The following is a 19847-nucleotide window of genomic DNA, read 5'->3' on the forward strand; positions in this document are numbered from 1 at the left end:
GCCCGTGAGACCTGACCATGCCGTGTGTTCTTCTGCCGTGCCGCCGCAATTGCATCCGGCCCTCCCGATCCAGCCTGCTTACGGGCACGTCCGCCCTGCTGTTCGTCATGTGTGCCGCCACGGGCCATCATGCTGCAGCCGCACCGGTTGAGGGCAGCGTGGCCACCACGCCATCACCGGCACAGCCCTTCAGCATTCCCGCCCAGCCGCTGGGCCGCGCCCTTGCCGCCCTTGGCGCGCAGACCGGCCTGCAGATCGCGTTCGACAGCGCCACGATAGCGGGCGCACGCTCAGGGGTGGTGAGCGGGCAGATGACAGCGGAACAGGCGCTTGCCAGCCTTCTGGCGGGCACGGGCATCAGTTACCACAGAACCGGGGCGCATTCCGTCTCGCTTATCCGCGCGCCTGCCGCCATCACCCTTGATCCGGTGCGGGTGGAAGGGCAGGGGAACGGGGACGGCAGAAAAGGCTGGAAAGAGGAGCAGATCGCCGTCTACGCCACATCGGGGCGGGCCGGGCTTGTGCCCAAGAATTCGAGTGCCGCCACCAAAACCGACACGCCCCTGATCGAAACCCCGGAATCCGTATCCGTCGTAACCCGCGCGCAGCTGGATCAGCAGAATGCCCGCACCATAGCCGAGGCCCTGCGCTATAATGCGGGCGTGTCGGGCGATGTGGCATCGGGCTACACCACGCGGTTCGACATGGTTGAAATCCGCGGCTTTCAGGGGGCCGCGGGCGCGGATGAGTTTGTTGACAACCTGCGCCTGTTCAACGGCGCCTATTACGCAACCCAGCAGATCGACCCCTACCTGCTCGACCGGATCGACATCCTCAAGGGGCCGCCATCGGTCCTGTACGGGCAGTCCAATCCCGGGGGCGCCATCGTGCTGACCACGAAACAGCCGACGGCCACGCCCGTCCACTCCATCTCGGTCGAGGGCGGAACATACGGCTACGTGCGCGGCACCGCCGATTTTGGCGGCCGGATCGACCGTGATGGCAAATGGCTGTACCGCGTGGCGGCAACCGCCACCACGTCCGGCACGCAGGACGAGCATACCCGCAACGAACGCTTCGGCGTCCTGCCATCGCTGACATGGACCCCCAATGACCGCCTGACCATGACGCTGTCCGCCTTCTGGCAGCGTGACCCGCGTGGCGGCAATTTTGATACCGCGCCGCTGGAAGGCACCATCCTGCCCAACCCGAATGGCAAGATTTCGGACCATTTCTACCCCGGCGACCCCAATTTCGAGACCTACAAGCGCACCCAGACGGCGGTGAACTACCGCCTGAGCTACCAGATTGCGCCCAACTGGACGTTCAAGTCATTTGCCCGTTACGCGAATGTGGGGGCGTTTTTCCAGCAGGTGTCCTCGGGCGGGATGCTTGATGATGACAACCGCACGCTGGAACGCGCCGCCTACGGGTCGGAGGAACATTTCGACACGATCACGGTGGAAGAACAGATCCTTGGCCATTTCCGCACCGGGCCGGTCAGACACAACGTGATCATTGGCGGCAACTGGCAGAATATCCGTGATTCCGCCAACCTGTATTACGGCGACGCCCCATCACTGGATGCCTTTTCCCCCACGTACGGGCAGAGCATCGGCAAGCTGGACCTGTATGAAGCCCAGAGCATCACCACCAACCAGGAAGGCATATATGGCGAGGACCAGATGACATGGGGCAGGCTGCATGTGCAGGGCGGCGTGCGCCATGACTGGTCCACCATCGACACCCGCGACCAGACCGATGGCGGCGGCAGCTTCAACCAGTCCGATCAGGCCACGACGTGGCGTGGCGGCATCCTGTATGCGTTCCCCATCGGGCTTTCACCCTATTTCCACTACGCGGAATCCTTCCAGCCTGCCAACAACCTGTCCTTCAACGGCACGCCGTTCAAACCCACGCGGGGACGGCAGTTTGAAGTGGGGCTGAAATACCAGCCGCATGGTTTCAACGGGTTTTTCACGGCCGCGCTGTATGACCTCAAGCAGAGCAACGTGCTGGTCACCGATCCGGTCCATATCGACTTCTATACCCAGACCGGCGGCATCCGCTCACGCGGGATCGAACTCGAAGCCCATGTGGACCTGACCCGCAACCTGAACATCATCGCGGCCTATACCTATCAGGACGTGGCCTATACGCGCGGCAGTGGCGACCTGACCGGCGAGCGCCCGATTGCGGTGCCCAAGCAGACATTCTCGGTCTGGGGGCATTATGACCTGCGCAACGGCCCGCTGCGGGGGCTGGGGTTCGGCGCGGGCGTGCGCTACAACGGTAATACGCTGGTGGACAACACGCTGGAATATGTCACGCCCAGCTATGTGCTGGTGGATGCGCAGGCACAGTATTCACTCGATGCGGTAGCCCCACGGATGAAGGGCATGCTGTTTCAGGTCATGGCCCAGAACCTGCTCAACCAGCGGTACTATCCCGGCTGCGCGGGTGCCGATACAGGCTGCTATATCGGCGCGAACCGCAATGTGATCGGCAAGGTGACCTATAGCTGGTAATGACTGCAAATATTGACTGTCAGTTATGCGATTGTCGCATGATGCAGCGAAGGTATCCCATACAGACGATCCATCCCGGCAGGAAATAACAACGCGCGGCGACAGCCGTCCGATATTTTTGGACGGCTTCATTCAACATACTGATTTAACTATACTTTCCAAAGAATTCAGAAAGCATGTCGCATGTGTCCCGACGGTGACATACGAAACATCGGCCACATCATGCGCAACTTGAACATGCGAATGATTATTATTACAGGACATGAAAACAGCAGGAGATACGACGCGCGACAAGGCAAAGCCCCGTGCGTCGATCTCCTTGGAGGCGGTGCCCGTGTCCTACGCGGACAAGATTTTTCTGGAAGTCCTTGAAAGCAACAGGCGCCATCTGGTCGCGCTGGCGGCACGTGTTGTGGGTTGCGCATGGCGGGGCGAGGAAATCGTGCAGGACGCCTATATCCGCATCATCCGCGCCGGGGCCGCGCCACAGGACATCCAGCACCCGCTGGGTTACCTGAAACGGGTGATCTTCCGCCTCGCCATTGATGCACGCCGGGCAAAAGCCGTTGAACGTGCCTATGCGCAGGCCATCAGTTCTCCCGACAGACGGACCACATGCACTGACGGGGCAGGGGACGTGGATATCCCGCGCGCCGATGCCATCGAAATCCTGACGCCCGAACGCCAGCTTGCCAGCCAGGATGAACTCCGCCGCGTGCTGGCCTGCCTTGACGGCCTGCCCCCGCGCACCCGCCGCGCGTTTGAACTGAGCCAGCTCTATGGCCATAAACAGCGTGAAGTGGCCGAGATCCTCGGCGTCAGTTCCCCGCGCGTGCATGCCATGCTCCGGCAGGCCTTCCAACGGATTACCGGGCAGCTGGGTGGAGAATGAAGCCCCACCGGCCGGTGTTAACTTCCATGCCGTTCAATCGTCAGACAGAAAGGGAGATGTGAAGGCGCATGTCCTGCCTGCAAAGCATATGGGCCCATGACCGACATTCCCCCGCCTGACGCTGCCGATACGGCCCTCTCGTTCCTTCTCCGTGTGCAGGATGATCCCGAAGACGGCCGCCTGAAGGCTGAACTCCAGCAATGGCGGCAGGCTGATCCCGCGCATGAACGGGCATGGCAGCAGGCATTGCGGGTCCGCCTGCTTGGCCAGATGGCCCTGCAGGGCGCGACACAGGCACGGCCCCCGTCAAAGCCCACGCCCGACAACCTGCATCGCTTCCCGGTCCGCAGATGGCGGGCGGGGGCGCTGGCAACTGCGGCGGCAGCGGCCATTGTCCTTGCCTGCGCGCCTTCGCTGCGCCTGTGGTTTCAGGCGGATTACACCACGACAACAGGCCAGACGCGCCAGATTGCCCTGGATGATGGTAGTCACCTGACCCTGGGCAGCGCATCCGCCATTGCCGTGCACATGCAAGGCGATACACGCCGGGTCGTGCTGCTGAAAGGGGAGGCTCTGTTCCAGGTAAAGCATGATCCCCGGCGGACCTTCGTGGTGGAGGCCGATGGCGTGGTGTCACGCGATATTGGCACGGTATTTGACGTGCGCAGCGGGGCCGGACACGTCGTGCTGGGGGTTGGTGAGGGCACGGTCGGGCTGCGCGCACCACAGGCGGGAATAGCAGCCGAGCAGACCGTCAATGCTGGTGAACAGATCGATATTACGGAAAAGACCGGGGCCGTGCGCCGCTCCACCATTTCACCTGACAGTGTCGGGTCATGGAATACAGGCCTGTTTGGCGCCAGTGCGGTCAGTGTCGCGGATATGCTGGGTATATTGCGCCGCCATTATCCCGGCTATGTCATCGTGCGCGGAACCATACCCGCCAGCAGGCTGGTGGGGGGCGTGTATGACCTGCAGCGCCCTGCCGACAGCCTGCGCATGCTGGTCACGTCCGCTGGCGGGTCCATGCGCGAAGTGGCAGGGCGTATTCTGGTTATCAGCTTTCCCGGCTGATCCGGCGCGGGCAGCAGGCCAAGCAGTCCTGACCTGCAAAAAAAGTCCCTGAACGTGCAATCGCTATTAAGTTCCGCTGGCATGGCCCGTCATGTTTTGTGAGACGAATTGATCTTAATTCGCATTTGCAAGACAGCAGGCAACATTTCCATGGCAGCAAGCGTTGATACCCCTACCGCCACAGGCAACCGGTTCCGTCATATCCTGCTGACAGCAGTGGCCCTTTCCACACACGGGAGCCTGACATGCGCGGGTGCGCTGGCCGCACCATCCGCCGGGGTCAACACTGGCACGGTCCTGTCCTTCCATATCGCGCAGAAACCCCTGCGTGATGCGCTGGTGGATCTGGGCACGCAGGCCCGCGTACGCCTGATCTTTGCTGCCGACAGCATACCGGATATCACGGTCGCCCCCCTGAACGGCACGTTTTCGGTGCCGGACGCAATCGGGCGACTGCTGGGTGGGACAGGACTGACATTTTCCAGCCGCGACGGCGCATTCTACATCCAGAAAGCCGCGACCGCCAGCATCACGCTTGGTCCCGTGCGGGTGGGCGGCACGGTGGCGCATGAAAGTGCCACCGGACCCGGCGTAGGCTACGTGGCCACCAATACCCTGACCGGGTCAAAGACCGACACGCCCATTATCGAGATACCGAACTCGATCCACGTCATCACCAAACAGCAGATGATCGACCAGCAACCACAGAACGTGATGGAGGCGCTGCGCTACACCCCCGGCGTGCATGTGGAAGGACTGGGCGGCTTCGCCAATGGGGTGGGTAGTGGATACAATAACGGCAGCATCGTGCAGCGCGGCTTTGCCACCGCGCAGTTTGTCGATGGCATCCGGTCATATTCCAACAGCGCGGGGGAGACCGCGTTCCTTGAGCGTATCGAGGTCATGAACGGCCCGGCCTCGGTGCTGTATGGCCAGACCACGCCGGGCGGCCTGATCGGCATGTCCCTCAAAAAACCGACCGACACGCCGCTGCGCAATGTCACCCTTGGCTTTGGCAACTGGGGGCGGTACGAGGCCACGTTCGATGTCAGTGACAGGGTCACGAAGTCCGGCAATGTGCGCTACCGCATTGCCGGTATTGGTGTAACCCAGGGCACGCAGACCAACTATATCGACTATCACCGCGTGGGCGTCCTGCCCTCCATTACGTGGGACATAGACCACAAAACATCACTGACCCTGCTGGGCAGCTACATGTACACGCCTGGCGATGGCACGAACATGACACAGCTACCGCCCAGCGTGCTGCTGAATGTCAACGGTTATGGCCGCATTCCCCGCAGCCGCTTCCTGGGGGACAGGAACTGGAATGAATCAGGGGAAAAGGATGCGATGTTTGAATACCAGTTCAAGCATACCTTCAACCGCTGGATCGATTTCAACCAGACCCTGCGCTATGAACGTTCGGAACTGCGTAACAGGGTGCTCATGCGTGGCAAGGGCATGATTACGGATCAGCTTTATGCACGCACACCGGTCGAGACCGACTGGCCCTCGACCACAATCGGGCTGGATACCCGCGTCAGCGGCAAGGTGCGTCTTGGCCCGGTGCACAATACATGGGTGGTTGGCACGGATTTCAGGCAATATGACACCAATGACCGGTCGCAGAGCGATCATACGTCAGGCTATAACGGTTTTGCCGGTTATGACGGGTATTCACTGGTCAATGTCTATAACCCGCAAAGCAGCTATGTGCCATGCATGAACATCCATTCCGCAAAATGCCTGGTCAGCGGATACCAGAGCCAGCAGGGATATTTTCAGGAAGGGGTCTATTTTCAGGATCAGCTTAAATACAAGCGCCTGTCGGTCATTATTGGCGGGCGGCAGGACTGGGTGAACTATCACGGCACCACGACCCAGCTGGATAACCGGAACGCCACCCATCAGGTCACTTATACCCGGAGCAGCGACCTGCCGAGCCCGCAATCCGCTTTCACGTGGCGTGGGGGACTGGTGTATAATTTCGATTTCGGACTTGCCCCCTATTTCAGCTATTCCACGTCCTTCGTGCCGCAGACATCGCGCAACTGGCAGGGCAAACTGTTCGCGCCACTGACCGGCAAACAGCTGGAAGCGGGCGTGAAATACCAGTCGCCCGACCACCGGGTCTTCTTGCAGGCCGCAGCCTTCCGAATTGAGGAAGACCATTACCTGATCAATGATCCCGATCACCCCAATTTTTCCGCCGATGCAGGGCGCGTACGTTCACAGGGGTTCGAGCTTTCGGCCAACGCCAACTTCACCCGCGACCTGCGTTTCATGGCGTCCTACACCTATGACGCTGCAACCTATCTCAGCACCAACCTGAGCGATACGCAGGAATATGCCAACGGCACCACCGGCAGTACGATATCCGAAAAGGGGAAATACATAGGCGAGGGCATTCCCCGCAACATGGCTTCCGCCTTTCTGGATTACACGCTACCCACGCGTTACCTGAAGGGCTTCGGCATCAATGGCGGCGTGCGGTATAACGGCTTTACCTATTCCGATGACGTAAACAGCTTCAAGGTCCCCGCGTACACCCTGTTCGATATCGGCGCCCATTACGATTTCGGGCAGGCCACGCCCATCCTGAAGGGATTGCGGGGACAGCTTTCCATCTCCAACCTGACCAACAAATATTACATCACCTCATGTGGAGGTACTTACTCATGCTATATCGGGCAGGGTCGGCGTGTTTACGGCAACCTGAGCTATAGCTGGTAAAACCATACTGAAAAAACGGTTCATCCCATCGTCATTTCCTGCAGGAGGTGCCCGTCATGAACCGCATGCAGTCTTCATATACCGGCGTCCTGCGTGCCCTGTGGCGTCTGCAACGTCCGTTATGGCCTGTAACACTGGGGGCGACGCTTGTCGGCACGGCAGGCGGGCTTGCAAGCGCGTGGCTGCTGTCAGGCATCAATGACGCCCTGCATGCGCCCGACAGGCTGAACGCAGCCCTGGCGCTGAACCTTGCGGGGCTGTGCGTGCTGTCCATTGCGGGATCTGCCCTTGCCGGGATCGGCAACAGCGCGGCCGGCCAGAAGATCATCACCCGTCTACGCCATGAGGTCGCCGCCCGCGTGCTGGCCACCCCGCTGGCCACGCTGGAGCGGCATAAACCGCACCGGATGCTGGCCATCCTGAATGGCGATATCAGCACTGTCAGCGCGTTTACCTTCAATTTCTCGGGCTATGTCGTCTCTCTGGCTGTGGTGCTGGCCTGCGTGATCTATCTGGCCGTTCTGTCGCCACCGGCCTGCCTGATCGTGATCGTGTCCTTTGCCTGCGGCGTGGCGCTGACGGTCTGGCGCCGGCGCAGGTGGCGGTCTGATTATAGTGAAATCCGTAGCATGGAAGACAGGCTGCAAAACCAGTACCGCACCATTACCGAGGGGGCACGGGAACTGCAACTCAACCACATGCGGCGCGACCATGTGCATCATACCCTGCTGGGTGGGGCCGCATCGCGTATCGCGACGCTGAAAACCACGGCCATGCGGCGGTTCTGGTTATTTGATTCCGTTCATGAAGCACTCTTCTTCCTGACCGTGGCCCTGCTGCTGGGCACACGTTTTCTTACGGGACTGTCCACCCCTGCCGCCACTGGCGCGGTGCTGGTACTGCTTTATGCGCGCGGGCCACTGGAACGGGTCCTGCAGGCGCTACCCGCCATGACCGAGACCGAAATCGCCCTGCAACGCATTGCCGAACTGACCGCCAACCTGCCCGATGGCAGGCTGCCTGACTTGCGCGCGGAAGACGCGGTCACCTTCCACCATGCCATTACCCTACATGGCGTGCGCTACCACCCCGATGGCATGGCTGCGCCCGGCTTCATACTGGGGCCGGTGGACCTGACCATCCGCCATGGCGAGATCATGTTCATCACGGGGGGCAATGGCGCGGGCAAGACCACGCTGGTCAAGCTGCTGCTCGGCCTGTATGCGCCCACGACGGGGACCGTGCTGTGTGACGGGGTTCCGGTCACGATGGAAAATGCCGCTGCATACCGCCAGCTTTTTGCAACGGTGTTCACGGATTATTTCCTGTTTGAGAACCTGCCGCACCCGGATGAACGGACCCTGGCCCTTGCGGCATACTGGGTGGAACGGCTGGGCCTTGCCCACAAGGTCAGGCTGGAACAGGGCCGTTTCAGCACTACCGACCTTTCCACCGGACAGCGCAGGCGTCTGGCGCTGGTGCAGGCGCTGGCCGAACACCGGCCAGTCCTGATGCTGGACGAGTGGGCAGCCGATCAGGACCCGGTTTTCCGCCGGGTTTTCTACACTGAAATCCTGCCTGAACTGAAAGCGGCGGGGCGAACGCTGATCATCATCTCGCATGATGACCACTATTTCGCGACAGCCGACCATATCATCCATCTGCATGAAGGGCGCATCATAAACGACAGCCACCCGACCGGAACGGGGCAGGGGAGGCATGCCACGCGGGCCATGGTAGCGACGCCATCCATCGGAAAAAAGCACCATGGTCCGTCAGTCATATAAAAAACCGGGCTTTTTATGAAAAAAGACACTGCTGGATCGTCTTTATAAGAGAGGCGGCATTCCGGCCGGTCTGCCGACAGGACGACAGGGCCGGGCGCCTGCTGATTTTTTTTCGGGATAGTCAGAGGCACGACGCAATGGAACAGGCTGGGGCCGGTGCAGAATTTATTTGCAACTCATTCTCACAATCATTATTAAAATGATGGCTCCCATGACCCCCCGCGCCCTTCGGCGGTGGTTCAGCGTTCATAAATGGACCAGCCTTGCCTGCACCGTCTTCCTTCTGATCGTATGCGTAACCGGATTGCCGATGCTGTTTTCCGAGCAGATATTCGATACTTTCGTTGGTGATGACGACCCGCCTTACGAAAGTTTGCCTGCGGATACACCGAATGCCAGTCTCGACGTAATCGTGCAGAAGGCGAGGGCGCTCTACCCGGGCCAGATCATTACCAGTGTCAATCAAGATGATGATGAACCGGCAGTGCTGGTCTCCATGGCGCCGAGCTGGCAGGCGCTGAAGGACGACGAGAATTACCCGGACCGCCATTCCGGGCACTGGATCAAGTTCGACGCCCGCACGGCAAAGGTGCTGAAACAGTCCCGCCCCGCCGATGCCCCGAAGGAGCCGCGCACCTGGACCGGCATTATCCTTGGCACCTGCACGCGCCTGCACATGAACCTGTTCGCGGGCCTTCCCGGTGCGATGTTCATGGGAGCGATGGGCGGTGCCTTCGTTGCCTCGCTGGTGTCTGGCACGGTGCTGTATGGCCGGTTCATGAAGCGGCTGCCGTTTGGTTCTGTCCGAACGGATCGCGCTTCGCGCCTGACCTGGCTGGACCTGCACAACCTGCTGGGGGCCGCAACACTGGTCTGGGCAACGGTGGTGGGCTTTACCGGGCTCGTCAACGAACTCCAGACCCCGCTGTTCGGCCTGTGGCGCGTGACCGATGTGCGGCAAATCCTCAAACCCTACGCCAATCTGCCGGTCCCGTCGCAGGACCATCTGTCCTCGGTGCAGGCCGCCTTTGATACGGCAGCGAAAGCTGCTCCCGGCAATGAGGTGACCGGCCTGTCCTTCCCTGGCGCCTCCTTCGGCAGTCCCGTGCATTACGTGCTCTGGACCCGTGGGGCGACCCCGCTGCGGGCGCGCCTGTTTACGCCGGTGCTGGTAGATGCCCGCACGGGCGAACTGACCGGGGCGTATCCGATGCCGTGGTATCTGCGCTTTCTCGAAATCTCCCGCCCGCTGCACTTCGGCGATTATGGCGGCATGCCCCTGAAAATCCTGTGGGCGTTACTCGATGTGGTGGTGATTTTTGTGCTGGTCAGCGGTCTGGTGCTGTGGGCGGGCAAACGGAAGATCGCCACCGACGCCCGTCTGAGGGCGCTGGGTTACGAACTGGATGACGCCGACGGCACCGCGCCTGCGGGTTTCGCGCTTACCCCTGTGGAGGGCGTGCGATGAACACCGTTTCGCCCGACATGCCCGTGCCGTCCTCGCCTGATGTGACCCCGCGCCCATCCGTTGCCGTCTGGCCATGGCCGATCGCATTGGGGCTACTCACCATCTTCGGCCTGCTGTCCGCCCTGCTGGGCCAGCACGGCGTCTGGCTGGCCCTGTCCTGGGCTGCCCTGTCCATTCCTCTCATCGTGACGGTTGCCTGCCTGATCCGGGCATGGTGCCGCACACCGTCTGTCAAAGGAGGTCAGTCATGACCCCGATCTCGTTCTCCCCGTGGGACATGTTCCTCAACGCCGGTCCTGTCGTCCGCTGCGTGATGATCCTGCTGGCTGTGGCCTCGCTGCTGACCTGGACCATCTTCATCGCCAAGTCGATCGAACTGCTGCGCGTGCGCCTTAAACTCCAGAAGGCCGAAAAAGCGCTGGAAGAGGCCAATACGCTGGACCTTGGCGAGGAATGGACACGGGGGAATTCGTCCATCGCCCACACGCTGGTCATGGCCGCCGAGACCGAGCGCAAACGCTCTGCCGACATTCCTGACGACAGCGAGGGGCTGAAGGAGCGTATCGTCCTGCACCTTGAGCGACTGGAAGCTGCCGAGGGACGCAGGCTCCTGCGTGGCACCGGCGTGCTGGCCACCATCGGCGCGACGTCACCCTTTATCGGCCTGTTCGGCACGGTCTGGGGGATCATGACGTCCTTTACCGGCATTGCCGCCAGCAAGGCGACCAGCCTCGCCGTGGTCGCCCCCGGCATTGCCGAGGCCCTACTGGCGACGGCGCTGGGTCTGGTGGCCGCGATCCCGGCGGTGGTGATCTATAACCATCTCGCCCGTCAGACGGCCTCGTGCCGCGCGCAGGTTGCCGACCTCACAGCGCTGGTGATGCGCCTGGTGTCGCGCGATCTGGGCCGCACGCAGATGCTCATGGCGCAGGGCAATATCGTAATGCTTGGCGCGCAGGCGCGTGATGTCCGCACGGCGGCCGGGGAGTGAGCCGTCATGATCCGCATGCGCCATACCGATGAAAGCCCGCACGAAGCCAGCGAGATCAACGTCACCCCGTTCATCGACGTGATGCTGGTCCTGCTGGTGATCTTCATGGTCACCGCCCCGCTGACCACGGTGAATGTGCCGGTGGACCTGCCCTCCTCGACCGAGAAGCCGACGCCGCGCCCGGACGATCCGGTGTTCCTGACAGTGAAGGCCGATCATGGTCTGGTGCTGGGAGAGGATGACATCAGCACCGATGCTCTCCCCGGCGCGCTGGAGACCGCGACCAAAGGCAACAAGGAGGAACGCATCTTTCTGCGCGCCGACAAGACAGTCGATTACGGCACGCTGATGGGTGTCATGGATAAGCTGCGGTCTGCCGGCTACCTCAAGGTCGCACTGGTCAACCTGCAGGGGCAGGAGGAAGGCAGCGAAGCTGGCACGACAACGGTGCCGACCAACTCCACAACCTCCGGTAGTGCTCCTGCCACGGCTTCCGCTGCGGGAGGCACGCCGTGAGCGGCACGGCTGACATGGCGGGTACAACACATCCTGCTGGCGTGACACAGGAGACGGTCCCGCCATCTTTTGCCGCGTGGCAGAAAAGGCAGGCCCGTCTGGCCCGGCGCCACGATGCGCTCCGCTGGGGCCTGTCCTTCCTCGCCGTGCTGGCGGTCAGTGGCGGGGCGGTTTGGTGGGTCATGCGCCTGCCACCGCCCGCGATGACCGTGCCAGAGCCACCGCCAGCCGCCATCGCTATCGACATGGCCCCAGAACCTGTCTCGACACCGACGCCACCGACGGATGCGCCCATCGGACCGAAACAGACCCAATCCATCCCCGATCCGGCACCAGTCGAGCCGCCGAAGATCACAGCGCCCCCATCACCTGCGCCCAATCCGCCAGTCCCGGTGCCCAAGCCCGAGAAACCGCGCAAGATCGTCAGGAAGAGCAAGCCGGTGCCAATGCTCAAAAAGCCGATCCCGGACAAAACGCCGCCCGCCGAGGCCACAACCGCACCACCGTCCTCGGAAGCGCCGCCCGCGCCCACACAGGCGGCCCCCGCCCCCGGTTCGTCATCGGCCCATGCGTCGCATGACCCGGTGACCTGGCAGGGCGCGCTGCTGGCGCAGCTTGAAAAGTTCAAGCGCTACCCGTCCGACGCCATGGCCGACCATCAGGAGGGTGTTCCGACCGTGACCTTCTCCATGGACCGCAAGGGGCACGTGCTCTCAGTGACGCTGGCGAGCAGTTCCGGCCATGCGCTGCTGGATCAGGAAGCCATGGCGCTGCCCAAACGCGCCCAGCCGCTACCCATCCCGCCGGACAGTGTCGCGGGCGAACTCATCACTCTCACGGTTCCGGTGGAATTCTATCTCCACCACAACTGATCATTAATGGATAACAAGAGGGGGGTAGCAGATGCCCGTATTCTTGAACCGTCGCCGCGCCGGGCTTGATGTCAATGGAATTCGCCCCGGCATGGGCGCGAACCCTAACGCAGTCCGGCGGCTCGAAGTCCGCTGCCAGAAAGCATGCGTCAGGATGACCAGCCTGCGTCGTGTCCTGCTACATGGGATCGTCGAGGCCGGTCCGGGCACGACGGTCACTGAAATATGGCGCACGCTTGGGCGAATGATGCAGGATCACGCGCCCAGTCTGGCCTCCATTCAGCGTAACCTGAACCTGTTTGTTGCGCATGGTATCGTGCGACGCGACGTATCTTCCGACCGTGTCCTGCGTTACAGTATTGCCCCCGCCCGCACAGGCAGGATTGCAATCACCTTTGTCGAAGCGGACACGGGACGGACAATTCCCTGTAACGCCCCCGGGATTGCCAGTCTGCTGCGACAACTGGCTGCCCAATACGGACTGGCCGTGCAGGGCGCGTCCATTACCGTTTCAACCACTCACCCAAACGCTACCGACATCTTGCCGTAGTAACGGAACAAAGCCACGAATGGGCAGGACCACTGTGCGGGCACCCGCCGGGAGCGTTGGCGCACCATTCATGCCTGATCCGCGTGAGCCTGCCAGCGGCAGGGGCGTGACCAGGCCGCTGTCAGGCACGTGTCCATATGCACTCAGGGAGATGTCGCGGCAGTCCTGATTTTATCTTTTGATGCAGGAACAAACGATTTCATACGGGCGTAGCTTTCGCGCGCGCCATGAATAAAGCGTTCGGCATCCAGTCGCGCATTGTCAATTGCATCACGAAACGCCGTCCAGGAAATCCCGCGTCCCATCGGGTCCGGCGCCAGATGACGCGCGCCGAAACTGGCACCATACCCCATTTTATCAACGAGCCTGATCAGGATGTTGGCCCCGAGCTTGGAACCTTCCGCTACGTAAAGCCATCCGAGGGCGGTCGAGGGATCGGCAATATCCACAGACATGCGCGGGGCAGGGAAGCCGATGCCCAGATCCTCCATATCCGCACTCACCTGCCGGAACCTGTTTCTGGCCGCCAGACCGGGCACGATACGGGCAAGATCATCACGGCTGTAAAGCGGGTCCAGATCCCGATGAAAAAGATACTGCATCAGCACAAAGTCCCGATAACCCGCAGCATCCGTAAACATGCCACGGGACATGACGATACGATTGAGATCATCATGAATATGGTGGGTCGCTTCACGTACCTGGGATGAAAGAGGCGTACGGACGTTTCCGTCATTCAGAAGGGCCATGTTTTTATTCCCGTTACAATTTTATACTTAACAGATAGTGGCCTGATTCCTGTTTTTGACATGAACCGGCCGCCGTAATCTGGCACTTTTTACGGATAATGCAACTAAGAATCAGGCGCAACAAATTCCTTGCTGCCGTCTGGTTTGTGGCGTTATCGTGACGATAATGATTCTCATTATCGATGGTGAATGATGAACAAGTCCCCCCTCGCGCGACGGCCGGCGTGCCGTTACCTCATGCTGGCCACCACGGCCCTTGCCTGTATCTGGCTGCCCCCCGCTTTTGCCGCATCGCAGGAAATTCAGACGGAATCCCCACCCAAAACGGCGAAAAAGGCGGCTTCCACGCCAGCACAGGTATCCCTGTCCCCGGCTGGTCCCATCAAGCTTTCCCCGGTCAAGGTGCAGGGCAGCACGGACATCATCGACCTGATGAAATTCGATCCGGACAAGGATCATAGCGCAGTAGGCAAACCGGCAGTCCTGACCACCACCACAACCTACAAGACCTTCCGTGACCGGCAGATTGACAGTCTGGAGGATTATTCGCGGCGCGTGGACGCCGCCGTCAATTACAGTAACGGAAATTCCAGCATCAATATTCGTGGCCTGGACCAGAACCGGATCCTGACAACGATTGATGGCGTGCGCATGCCATGGGCCAATGATGGCGCCTATGCCGGCAGCTTCAATACAGCGCAGGGCGGGGTAGGGGACTTTGACTTCAATTCGCTGGGGGCAATTGATGTGGTCAAAAGCGCTGATTCCAGCTTTTTTGGCACCGGGTCGCTTGGCGGCGTGATTGCCCTGCGCACGCTGGACCCGGAAGACATTCTCAAACCCGGAAAGAATTTCGGCGGCCTGACCAAGCTGACCTATAATGGCGCAAGCGAGGCCGCACTCCTCAATCAGGCTTTTGCCGCACGCTACAAGAACACGGTATTCCTGCTGCAGGGCGGCTACCAGAATGGCAGCGAAACCGGCAACCGTGGCGATACAGGTGGGTATGGCCGGACCCGGACCATGCAGAACCCGGCCTCCTATCAGGTCGGCAATTTCCTGGGCAAGGTCCGGCATTATTTTGCAGGTGGCCACCGGATCGGCCTGACCGGGGAGTGGTATGACCGCAATTATAACGAGGAAACCAAGACATCCGAAACCACGGCAACCGACCGCTACCACACCCGCAGCGAAAACCAGCGCTCCCGCGTTTCCGCCAATTATGATTATCAGGCCGACAGCCCGACCGCACTGTTCAGCGAGGCGCATTTTCTGGCCTACTGGCAGAGCATCAAGACCGATACCGACATCACCAACCGGGATTCCGCCAACGCATCCACCTACACCCACGAACATCTCAGCCTGCCCGTGCAGTCCTATGGTGTTACAGGTTCGGCAACAAACAACATCTTTACCGGACCGCTACACCACAAGATCACTTATGGCGGCGAAGTCTTCCTGACCGATACCTACCAGACCCAGACCGGCCAGCAGGCGGTTTCCAGCCCGTATCTGCATGACAATTTTTCCGACATGCCCAAAGTCCATGGCACGGATATGGGGGCCATTGTTCAGGACCGTATCGGCATTGGCCGCAATGAATGGTTCCATATCACGCCGGGATTCCGCTTTGATTACTTCCAGCGCGACCCGCACAATACCACATCCTACATGGCCAATGCGGGTTATGGCGGCCTGCCACATGGCGCACACGGTTCCCATTTCTCGCCCAAGGTGCTGGTGGAAGCCCGCGTGGCCCGTAACCTGACATTATATGGACAGTATTCCGAAGCCTACCGCGCGCCATCGGCTACGGAAGAATACCTGAACTACAGCACCCCGCCATTCTATCAGGTCAGCGGCAACCCGAACCTCAAGCCTGAAAGCAGCAGGGGGTGGGAAGTCGGCATGAAATACGGCAATTCCGAACGCGGGGCCAATGTCTCGTTTTACGATAACCACTACAACAACTTCATCGATATGGAGGGGGTCAGCGGCTGTTCGGGGTATTACCTGTGTTACGGCTACACGAACCTGGCGCATGTGCGCATCTATGGGGTGGAGGCAAGCGTCAACTGGGCGTTTGACCGGCACTGGCATGCATGGGGTTCGTTTGCCTATGCCGATGGGCGCGATACGGACATGAACTTCCATCTCAGTTCGGTCGCACCCTTCCGTGGCATCATCGGCTTTGGCTACAAGAGGGACAACTGGGGCAGCGACCTGTCAGGCACATTCGCCACTTCACGTGATGACGCCAAATACCTGACCACCACCGGATCGCTAAAGGACCAGTGGAAAACCCCAGGCTACGTCATTTTTGACCTGACAGGCTGGTACAGCCCCAGATTCTACCGCCCGCTGCGCATACAGGCGGGCATGTACAACATATTCAACAAGGCATATTACAACGCCGCCTCGCTCCCATACGGGCAGTCGTCCAGTTCGCTTTCGGAGCGGTACTACACGCAGCCCGGCCGCTCCTTCAAGGTCACTGCAAGGATCGAATTCTGATGGTGGATGAACCCGCAGGCCACGGCCGGATGGAAATGGGACGCCGGATGTTTGCCTGCTTGCTGGCGGGCAGCATGCTGACCCTGCCACGCCCCGGGTGGAGCGCTGAAGAGGGCACGATGACCGACTGCCGGGGCCGGCACGTGAAAATTGGCCCCGCAAGGCGCATTGCCAGTATCGGCGGCACCATTACCGAAACCCTTTATGCGCTGGGGGCGCAAGACCGCATCATCGCGGTCGATATTACCTCCACATGGCCCGAACAGGCCCTGCATGAGAAGAAGTCCGTGGGGTACATGCGCGCCCTGTCCGCCGAGGGCATCCTGTCGCTTCAGCCGGACCTGATCCTGGCCATGAACGATTGCGGGCCGCCGCAGGTTCTGGACCAGTTGATGGCGTCCACTGTTCCGGTTGTGTTTGTTGATTCCACGCCGTCCGAGAATGCCATTGTCGCACGCACGCGCTTTCTGGCCGGTCTTCTGGATGCAAAAACGGCAGGGGCGCAGCTATTATGTGCGGACATATCGCAGCATTTCGACATGCTGACACGGTGGCGCGCCGCACACCCGACGACAAAGCGGGTGCTGTTCGTCATGCGCATGAGCAATAACCGCCCGATGGTCGCGGGCACAGGCACGGCGGCAGATGCCGTGATCCGCCTTGCTGGTGGCACCAATCCTGCTGCATTCGGAGGTTACAGGATACTGGATCAGGAAGCCCTGATCGGCCTGCGGCCCGATGCGGTCCTGACCATGGAACAGGATGCCCCGCAGGTCCGCACGGCCCTGCTGGGCAATGCGGGTTTCAGGCTGACACCGGCAGGCAGAAATCAGGCAATCATCGCCATGGAGGGCGAACGCCTGCTGGGCTTTGGCCCCCGCACGCCCGATGCGGCACTGGAACTGGCCCGCCGCCTGGACACGTCCACATGACACGGGACATATCACGCACACCCTGGCTTCTGGCGCTGCTGGCCGCCCTGCTGGTGATGACCGCGCTGTTTGCCCTTGATACAGGGGCAACGGCGGTCCACCTGCACGATCTGTGGCATCCCGCCACTGATGTAACGGGACAGGCGGCGCAACTTGTACTGCGGGACATCCGCGCGCCGCGCATTGTCATGGCCTGCCTGACCGGGGCGGCGCTGGCGGTTGCGGGCACGATCATGCAGGGGCTGTTCCGCAACCCGCTGGCCGATCCGGGGCTGGCGGGGGTATCATCCGCCGCAGCGCTCGCCACCGCCTGCATCATCGTGCTGGGTGGTTCAGGGTCATGGGTGTCGTGGCTGGGCAGGTGGGCCATTCCCTGCGCGGGTATTGCCGGCAGCTTCGCGGGCATGGGGCTGCTCTACCTTTTTGCCACGCGTGGTGGCGTAACGTCCATGACCGCCATGCTGCTGGCCGGTGTGGCCTTTGGCGCCTTTTCCGGCGCGCTGACCGGCGTCCTGATCTTCCGGGCGAACGATGCGGCCCTGCGGGATCTGACATTCTGGACAATGGGCAGCTTTTCAGGGGCAACGTGGGGCGGCATTGGCCTGCTACTGCCGTTCCTGCTGGTCGCCGGTGGCCTTGCGGCCTATCTGGCCGCGCCACTGAACGCCATGCTGCTTAATGAACATAATGCACACCTGATGGGCTACCCGGTCGAACGGATCAAAAGCCTGTCTATGCTGGCCGTGGCCTGCGCTACGGGACCGGCCGTGTCCCTGGTGGGGGCGATCGGGTTCGTGGGGGTGGTCGTGCCGCATCTGGTGCGGCTTGTGGTGGGGCCTGACCACAGGCTCGTACTGCCAGCGAGCGCCATGCTAGGCGCGATCCTGCTGACCGGCGCGGACACCATGGCCCGCACGCTGGCCAGCCCGGCGGAGGTGCCTGTCGGCATCGTCACCGCGCTGCTGGGCACGCCCGCTTTCGTCTGGCTTCTGGCGCGCAGCCATCGCACGGGCATTGCGTGATGACACTGGAATTACGCGACATCACATGGCGGCAGGGCGGCCGCGACATCCTGCATGACATCACCCTGTCTTTTGGCAGGGGAAATGTCACGGCAATCATTGGTCCCAACGGCGCGGGCAAGAGTTCCCTGCTGCGCATTGCCAGCGGCCTTTCCACACCAACCGGGGGAAGGGTCATGCTGGATGGCCGGTCGATTACAACCCTGCCTGCCCGGAAGCTGGCTAGGCACCGGGCCATGCTGACACAGGAAAGCGAGGCAGCCGGGCAGTTTCTGGTGCGCCAGATGGTCATGATGGGGGCCGGGATGGCGGCCCACAGGCTGGACATTGCGCAACAGGGACTGCTGGCCGATGCGCTGGTGAAACGGGTGGGACTGGAAGGATTTGCCAACCGGCAGATGATGACGCTGTCCGGCGGTGAACGCCAGCGCGCCCATCTGGCCCGTGTCCTGATGCAACTGGAAGTTGCCATGACAGATGACACGCTACCCGGCTTCCTGCTGCTGGATGAACCGATTTCAGCACAAGACCCAGCGCATCAGGCGCTTGTGCTGCAACTGGCCCGCCAGCATGCGCGCCGGGGCGGTGGTGTGGCGATCGTGTTGCATGACCTGAACTGGGCCGCAGCCTGTGCCGACTGGCTGGTTGTGGTGCACCGGGGAACAATCCATGCGCAGGGGCCGCCAGAAACCGTCCTGACGCAGGATCTGGCCTGCAACATTTTCGGGTTGCGACACGGCTGCGTCCACCGCCACGAAAAAACGGCCAGACCCTTCATCCTTCCCCATGACAATATTGACGAGGAAACAGACAGATGTACATCGCCATGAACCGCTTCCGGGTCAGACCCGAATACACGGGAGAATTCGAACAGCGCTGGCTGGAACGTGACGTCCTGCTGAAAACCGTGCCCGGTTTTGTCAGCTTCCAGTTCCTGCGTGGGCCTGCACGTGAAGATCACGTCCTGTACGCATCCCATACGGTATGGGCTTCCCATGCCGCATTTGGCGCATGGACGCAGTCGGAGCAGTTCCGGCAGGCGCATGCCCGGGCAGGGCAGGGCAAGGTCCTGACGATCGGTCCCCCGGTCTTCGAGGGTTTTGATGTCCTGCAGGATATTACGGTGCAGGACTGATATAATACGGTCCAGATGCGGTCGGGGGCCGGTGGCGATGATTATACCGCCATTGGCCCGCAAGAGGCTGCACGGGCCAGA

General features: G+C 61.2%; 17 protein-coding genes. 16 read left to right on the forward strand and 1 reads right to left on the reverse strand.

Annotation, left to right across the window (positions count from 1 at the left end; all coding sequences use genetic code 11):
* Positions 1 to 17: 17 nt before the first annotated feature.
* The 11 genes from F1542_RS04285 (at position 18) to F1542_RS04335 (ending at position 13414) form a co-directional block, all read left to right on the forward strand.
* The gene (locus tag F1542_RS04285) at positions 18 to 2528 is read left to right on the forward strand and encodes a TonB-dependent siderophore receptor (RefSeq protein WP_193731946.1); all 2511 of its coding nucleotides are present in this window, start codon (positions 18 to 20) and stop codon (positions 2526 to 2528) included.
* A 262-nt stretch (positions 2529 to 2790) separates the two neighbouring features.
* Positions 2791 to 3420 (forward strand): sigma-70 family RNA polymerase sigma factor, encoded by a 630-nt coding sequence (locus tag F1542_RS04290; RefSeq protein ID WP_193731947.1) that lies wholly within the window; start codon positions 2791 to 2793, stop codon positions 3418 to 3420.
* 96 nt (positions 3421 to 3516) lie between these two features.
* The gene (locus F1542_RS04295) at positions 3517 to 4494 is read left to right on the forward strand and encodes a FecR domain-containing protein (protein ID WP_193731948.1); all 978 of its coding nucleotides are present in this window, start codon (positions 3517 to 3519) and stop codon (positions 4492 to 4494) included.
* A gap of 150 nt (positions 4495 to 4644) precedes the next feature.
* Entirely contained in the window at positions 4645 to 7230 is a 2586-nt protein-coding gene (locus F1542_RS04300) for a TonB-dependent siderophore receptor (RefSeq protein ID WP_193731949.1), read from the forward strand.
* A 56-nt stretch (positions 7231 to 7286) separates the two neighbouring features.
* Complete coding sequence (locus F1542_RS04305) at positions 7287 to 9017, forward strand: cyclic peptide export ABC transporter (protein ID WP_193731950.1); 1731 nt, start codon at positions 7287 to 7289, stop codon at positions 9015 to 9017.
* A gap of 211 nt (positions 9018 to 9228) precedes the next feature.
* On the forward strand, positions 9229 to 10485 hold the full coding sequence (locus tag F1542_RS04310; protein WP_193731951.1) for a PepSY domain-containing protein: 1257 nt from the start codon (positions 9229 to 9231) through the stop codon (positions 10483 to 10485).
* Positions 10482 to 10736 (forward strand): hypothetical protein, encoded by a 255-nt coding sequence (locus F1542_RS04315; protein ID WP_193731952.1) that lies wholly within the window; start codon positions 10482 to 10484, stop codon positions 10734 to 10736. The genes F1542_RS04310 and F1542_RS04315 overlap by 4 nt, the downstream gene beginning before the upstream one ends.
* Positions 10733 to 11476, forward strand: a complete 744-nt coding sequence (gene exbB / locus F1542_RS04320) for a tonB-system energizer ExbB (RefSeq protein ID WP_193731953.1) — start codon at positions 10733 to 10735, stop codon at positions 11474 to 11476. Before F1542_RS04315 ends, exbB begins: the two co-directional genes overlap by 4 nt.
* A 6-nt stretch (positions 11477 to 11482) precedes the next feature.
* On the forward strand, positions 11483 to 11992 hold the full coding sequence (gene exbD, locus F1542_RS04325; protein WP_193731954.1) for a TonB system transport protein ExbD: 510 nt from the start codon (positions 11483 to 11485) through the stop codon (positions 11990 to 11992).
* A complete protein-coding gene (locus tag F1542_RS04330; protein WP_408886225.1) occupies positions 11989 to 12864 on the forward strand; it encodes a TonB family protein in 876 nt (291 codons plus the stop codon). Before exbD ends, F1542_RS04330 begins: the two co-directional genes overlap by 4 nt.
* Before the next feature lie 91 nt (positions 12865 to 12955).
* Positions 12956 to 13414 (forward strand): Fur family transcriptional regulator, encoded by a 459-nt coding sequence (locus F1542_RS04335; RefSeq protein ID WP_227672462.1) that lies wholly within the window; start codon positions 12956 to 12958, stop codon positions 13412 to 13414.
* Positions 13415 to 13557: 143 nt separating this feature from the next.
* Here F1542_RS04335 and F1542_RS04340 read toward each other — a convergent pair whose 3' ends face one another.
* The gene (locus tag F1542_RS04340; protein WP_193731956.1) at positions 13558 to 14163 is read right to left on the reverse strand and encodes a biliverdin-producing heme oxygenase; all 606 of its coding nucleotides are present in this window, start codon (positions 14161 to 14163) and stop codon (positions 13558 to 13560) included.
* 189 nt (positions 14164 to 14352) lie between these two features.
* Between F1542_RS04340 and F1542_RS04345 the strand changes: the two genes are divergently transcribed.
* The 5 genes from F1542_RS04345 to F1542_RS04365 are packed head-to-tail and all read left to right on the forward strand — an operon-like array spanning position 14353 to position 19766.
* Positions 14353 to 16677 (forward strand): TonB-dependent hemoglobin/transferrin/lactoferrin family receptor, encoded by a 2325-nt coding sequence (locus tag F1542_RS04345; RefSeq protein WP_346011773.1) that lies wholly within the window; start codon positions 14353 to 14355, stop codon positions 16675 to 16677.
* Positions 16677 to 17609: a hemin ABC transporter substrate-binding protein gene (locus F1542_RS04350; protein ID WP_227672464.1), complete on the forward strand. Its 933-nt coding sequence runs from the start codon at positions 16677 to 16679 to the stop codon at positions 17607 to 17609. Before F1542_RS04345 ends, F1542_RS04350 begins: the two co-directional genes overlap by 1 nt.
* Positions 17606 to 18631, forward strand: a complete 1026-nt coding sequence (locus F1542_RS04355; protein WP_193731957.1) for an iron ABC transporter permease — start codon at positions 17606 to 17608, stop codon at positions 18629 to 18631. The genes F1542_RS04350 and F1542_RS04355 overlap by 4 nt, the downstream gene beginning before the upstream one ends.
* A complete protein-coding gene (locus F1542_RS04360) occupies positions 18631 to 19461 on the forward strand; it encodes an ATP-binding cassette domain-containing protein (RefSeq protein WP_193731958.1) in 831 nt (276 codons plus the stop codon). Before F1542_RS04355 ends, F1542_RS04360 begins: the two co-directional genes overlap by 1 nt.
* On the forward strand, positions 19446 to 19766 hold the full coding sequence (locus F1542_RS04365; RefSeq protein ID WP_193731959.1) for an antibiotic biosynthesis monooxygenase: 321 nt from the start codon (positions 19446 to 19448) through the stop codon (positions 19764 to 19766). Before F1542_RS04360 ends, F1542_RS04365 begins: the two co-directional genes overlap by 16 nt.
* Positions 19767 to 19847 lie beyond the last annotated feature (81 nt).

Origin of the sequence: Komagataeibacter sp. FXV3, from assembly GCF_015155755.1 — a bacterium.
GTDB lineage: Bacteria > Pseudomonadota > Alphaproteobacteria > Acetobacterales > Acetobacteraceae > Komagataeibacter.

Coding starts and splice junctions, on each gene's coding strand:
- F1542_RS04285 (WP_193731946.1), top strand. CDS start 18: ATGCCGTGTGTTCTTCTGCCGTGCCGCCGCAATTGCATCCGGCCCTCC.
- F1542_RS04290 (WP_193731947.1), top strand. CDS start 2,791: ATGAAAACAGCAGGAGATACGACGCGCGACAAGGCAAAGCCCCGTGCG.
- F1542_RS04295 (WP_193731948.1), top strand. CDS start 3,517: ATGACCGACATTCCCCCGCCTGACGCTGCCGATACGGCCCTCTCGTTC.
- F1542_RS04300 (WP_193731949.1), top strand. CDS start 4,645: ATGGCAGCAAGCGTTGATACCCCTACCGCCACAGGCAACCGGTTCCGT.
- F1542_RS04305 (WP_193731950.1), top strand. CDS start 7,287: ATGAACCGCATGCAGTCTTCATATACCGGCGTCCTGCGTGCCCTGTGG.
- F1542_RS04310 (WP_193731951.1), top strand. CDS start 9,229: ATGACCCCCCGCGCCCTTCGGCGGTGGTTCAGCGTTCATAAATGGACC.
- F1542_RS04315 (WP_193731952.1), top strand. CDS start 10,482: ATGAACACCGTTTCGCCCGACATGCCCGTGCCGTCCTCGCCTGATGTG.
- exbB (WP_193731953.1), top strand. CDS start 10,733: ATGACCCCGATCTCGTTCTCCCCGTGGGACATGTTCCTCAACGCCGGT.
- exbD (WP_193731954.1), top strand. CDS start 11,483: ATGATCCGCATGCGCCATACCGATGAAAGCCCGCACGAAGCCAGCGAG.
- F1542_RS04335 (WP_227672462.1), top strand. CDS start 12,956: ATGGGCGCGAACCCTAACGCAGTCCGGCGGCTCGAAGTCCGCTGCCAG.
- F1542_RS04340 (WP_193731956.1), bottom strand. CDS start 14,163: ATGGCCCTTCTGAATGACGGAAACGTCCGTACGCCTCTTTCATCCCAG.
- F1542_RS04345 (WP_346011773.1), top strand. CDS start 14,353: ATGATGAACAAGTCCCCCCTCGCGCGACGGCCGGCGTGCCGTTACCTC.
- F1542_RS04350 (WP_227672464.1), top strand. CDS start 16,677: ATGGTGGATGAACCCGCAGGCCACGGCCGGATGGAAATGGGACGCCGG.
- F1542_RS04355 (WP_193731957.1), top strand. CDS start 17,606: ATGACACGGGACATATCACGCACACCCTGGCTTCTGGCGCTGCTGGCC.
- F1542_RS04360 (WP_193731958.1), top strand. CDS start 18,631: ATGACACTGGAATTACGCGACATCACATGGCGGCAGGGCGGCCGCGAC.
- F1542_RS04365 (WP_193731959.1), top strand. CDS start 19,446: ATGTACATCGCCATGAACCGCTTCCGGGTCAGACCCGAATACACGGGA.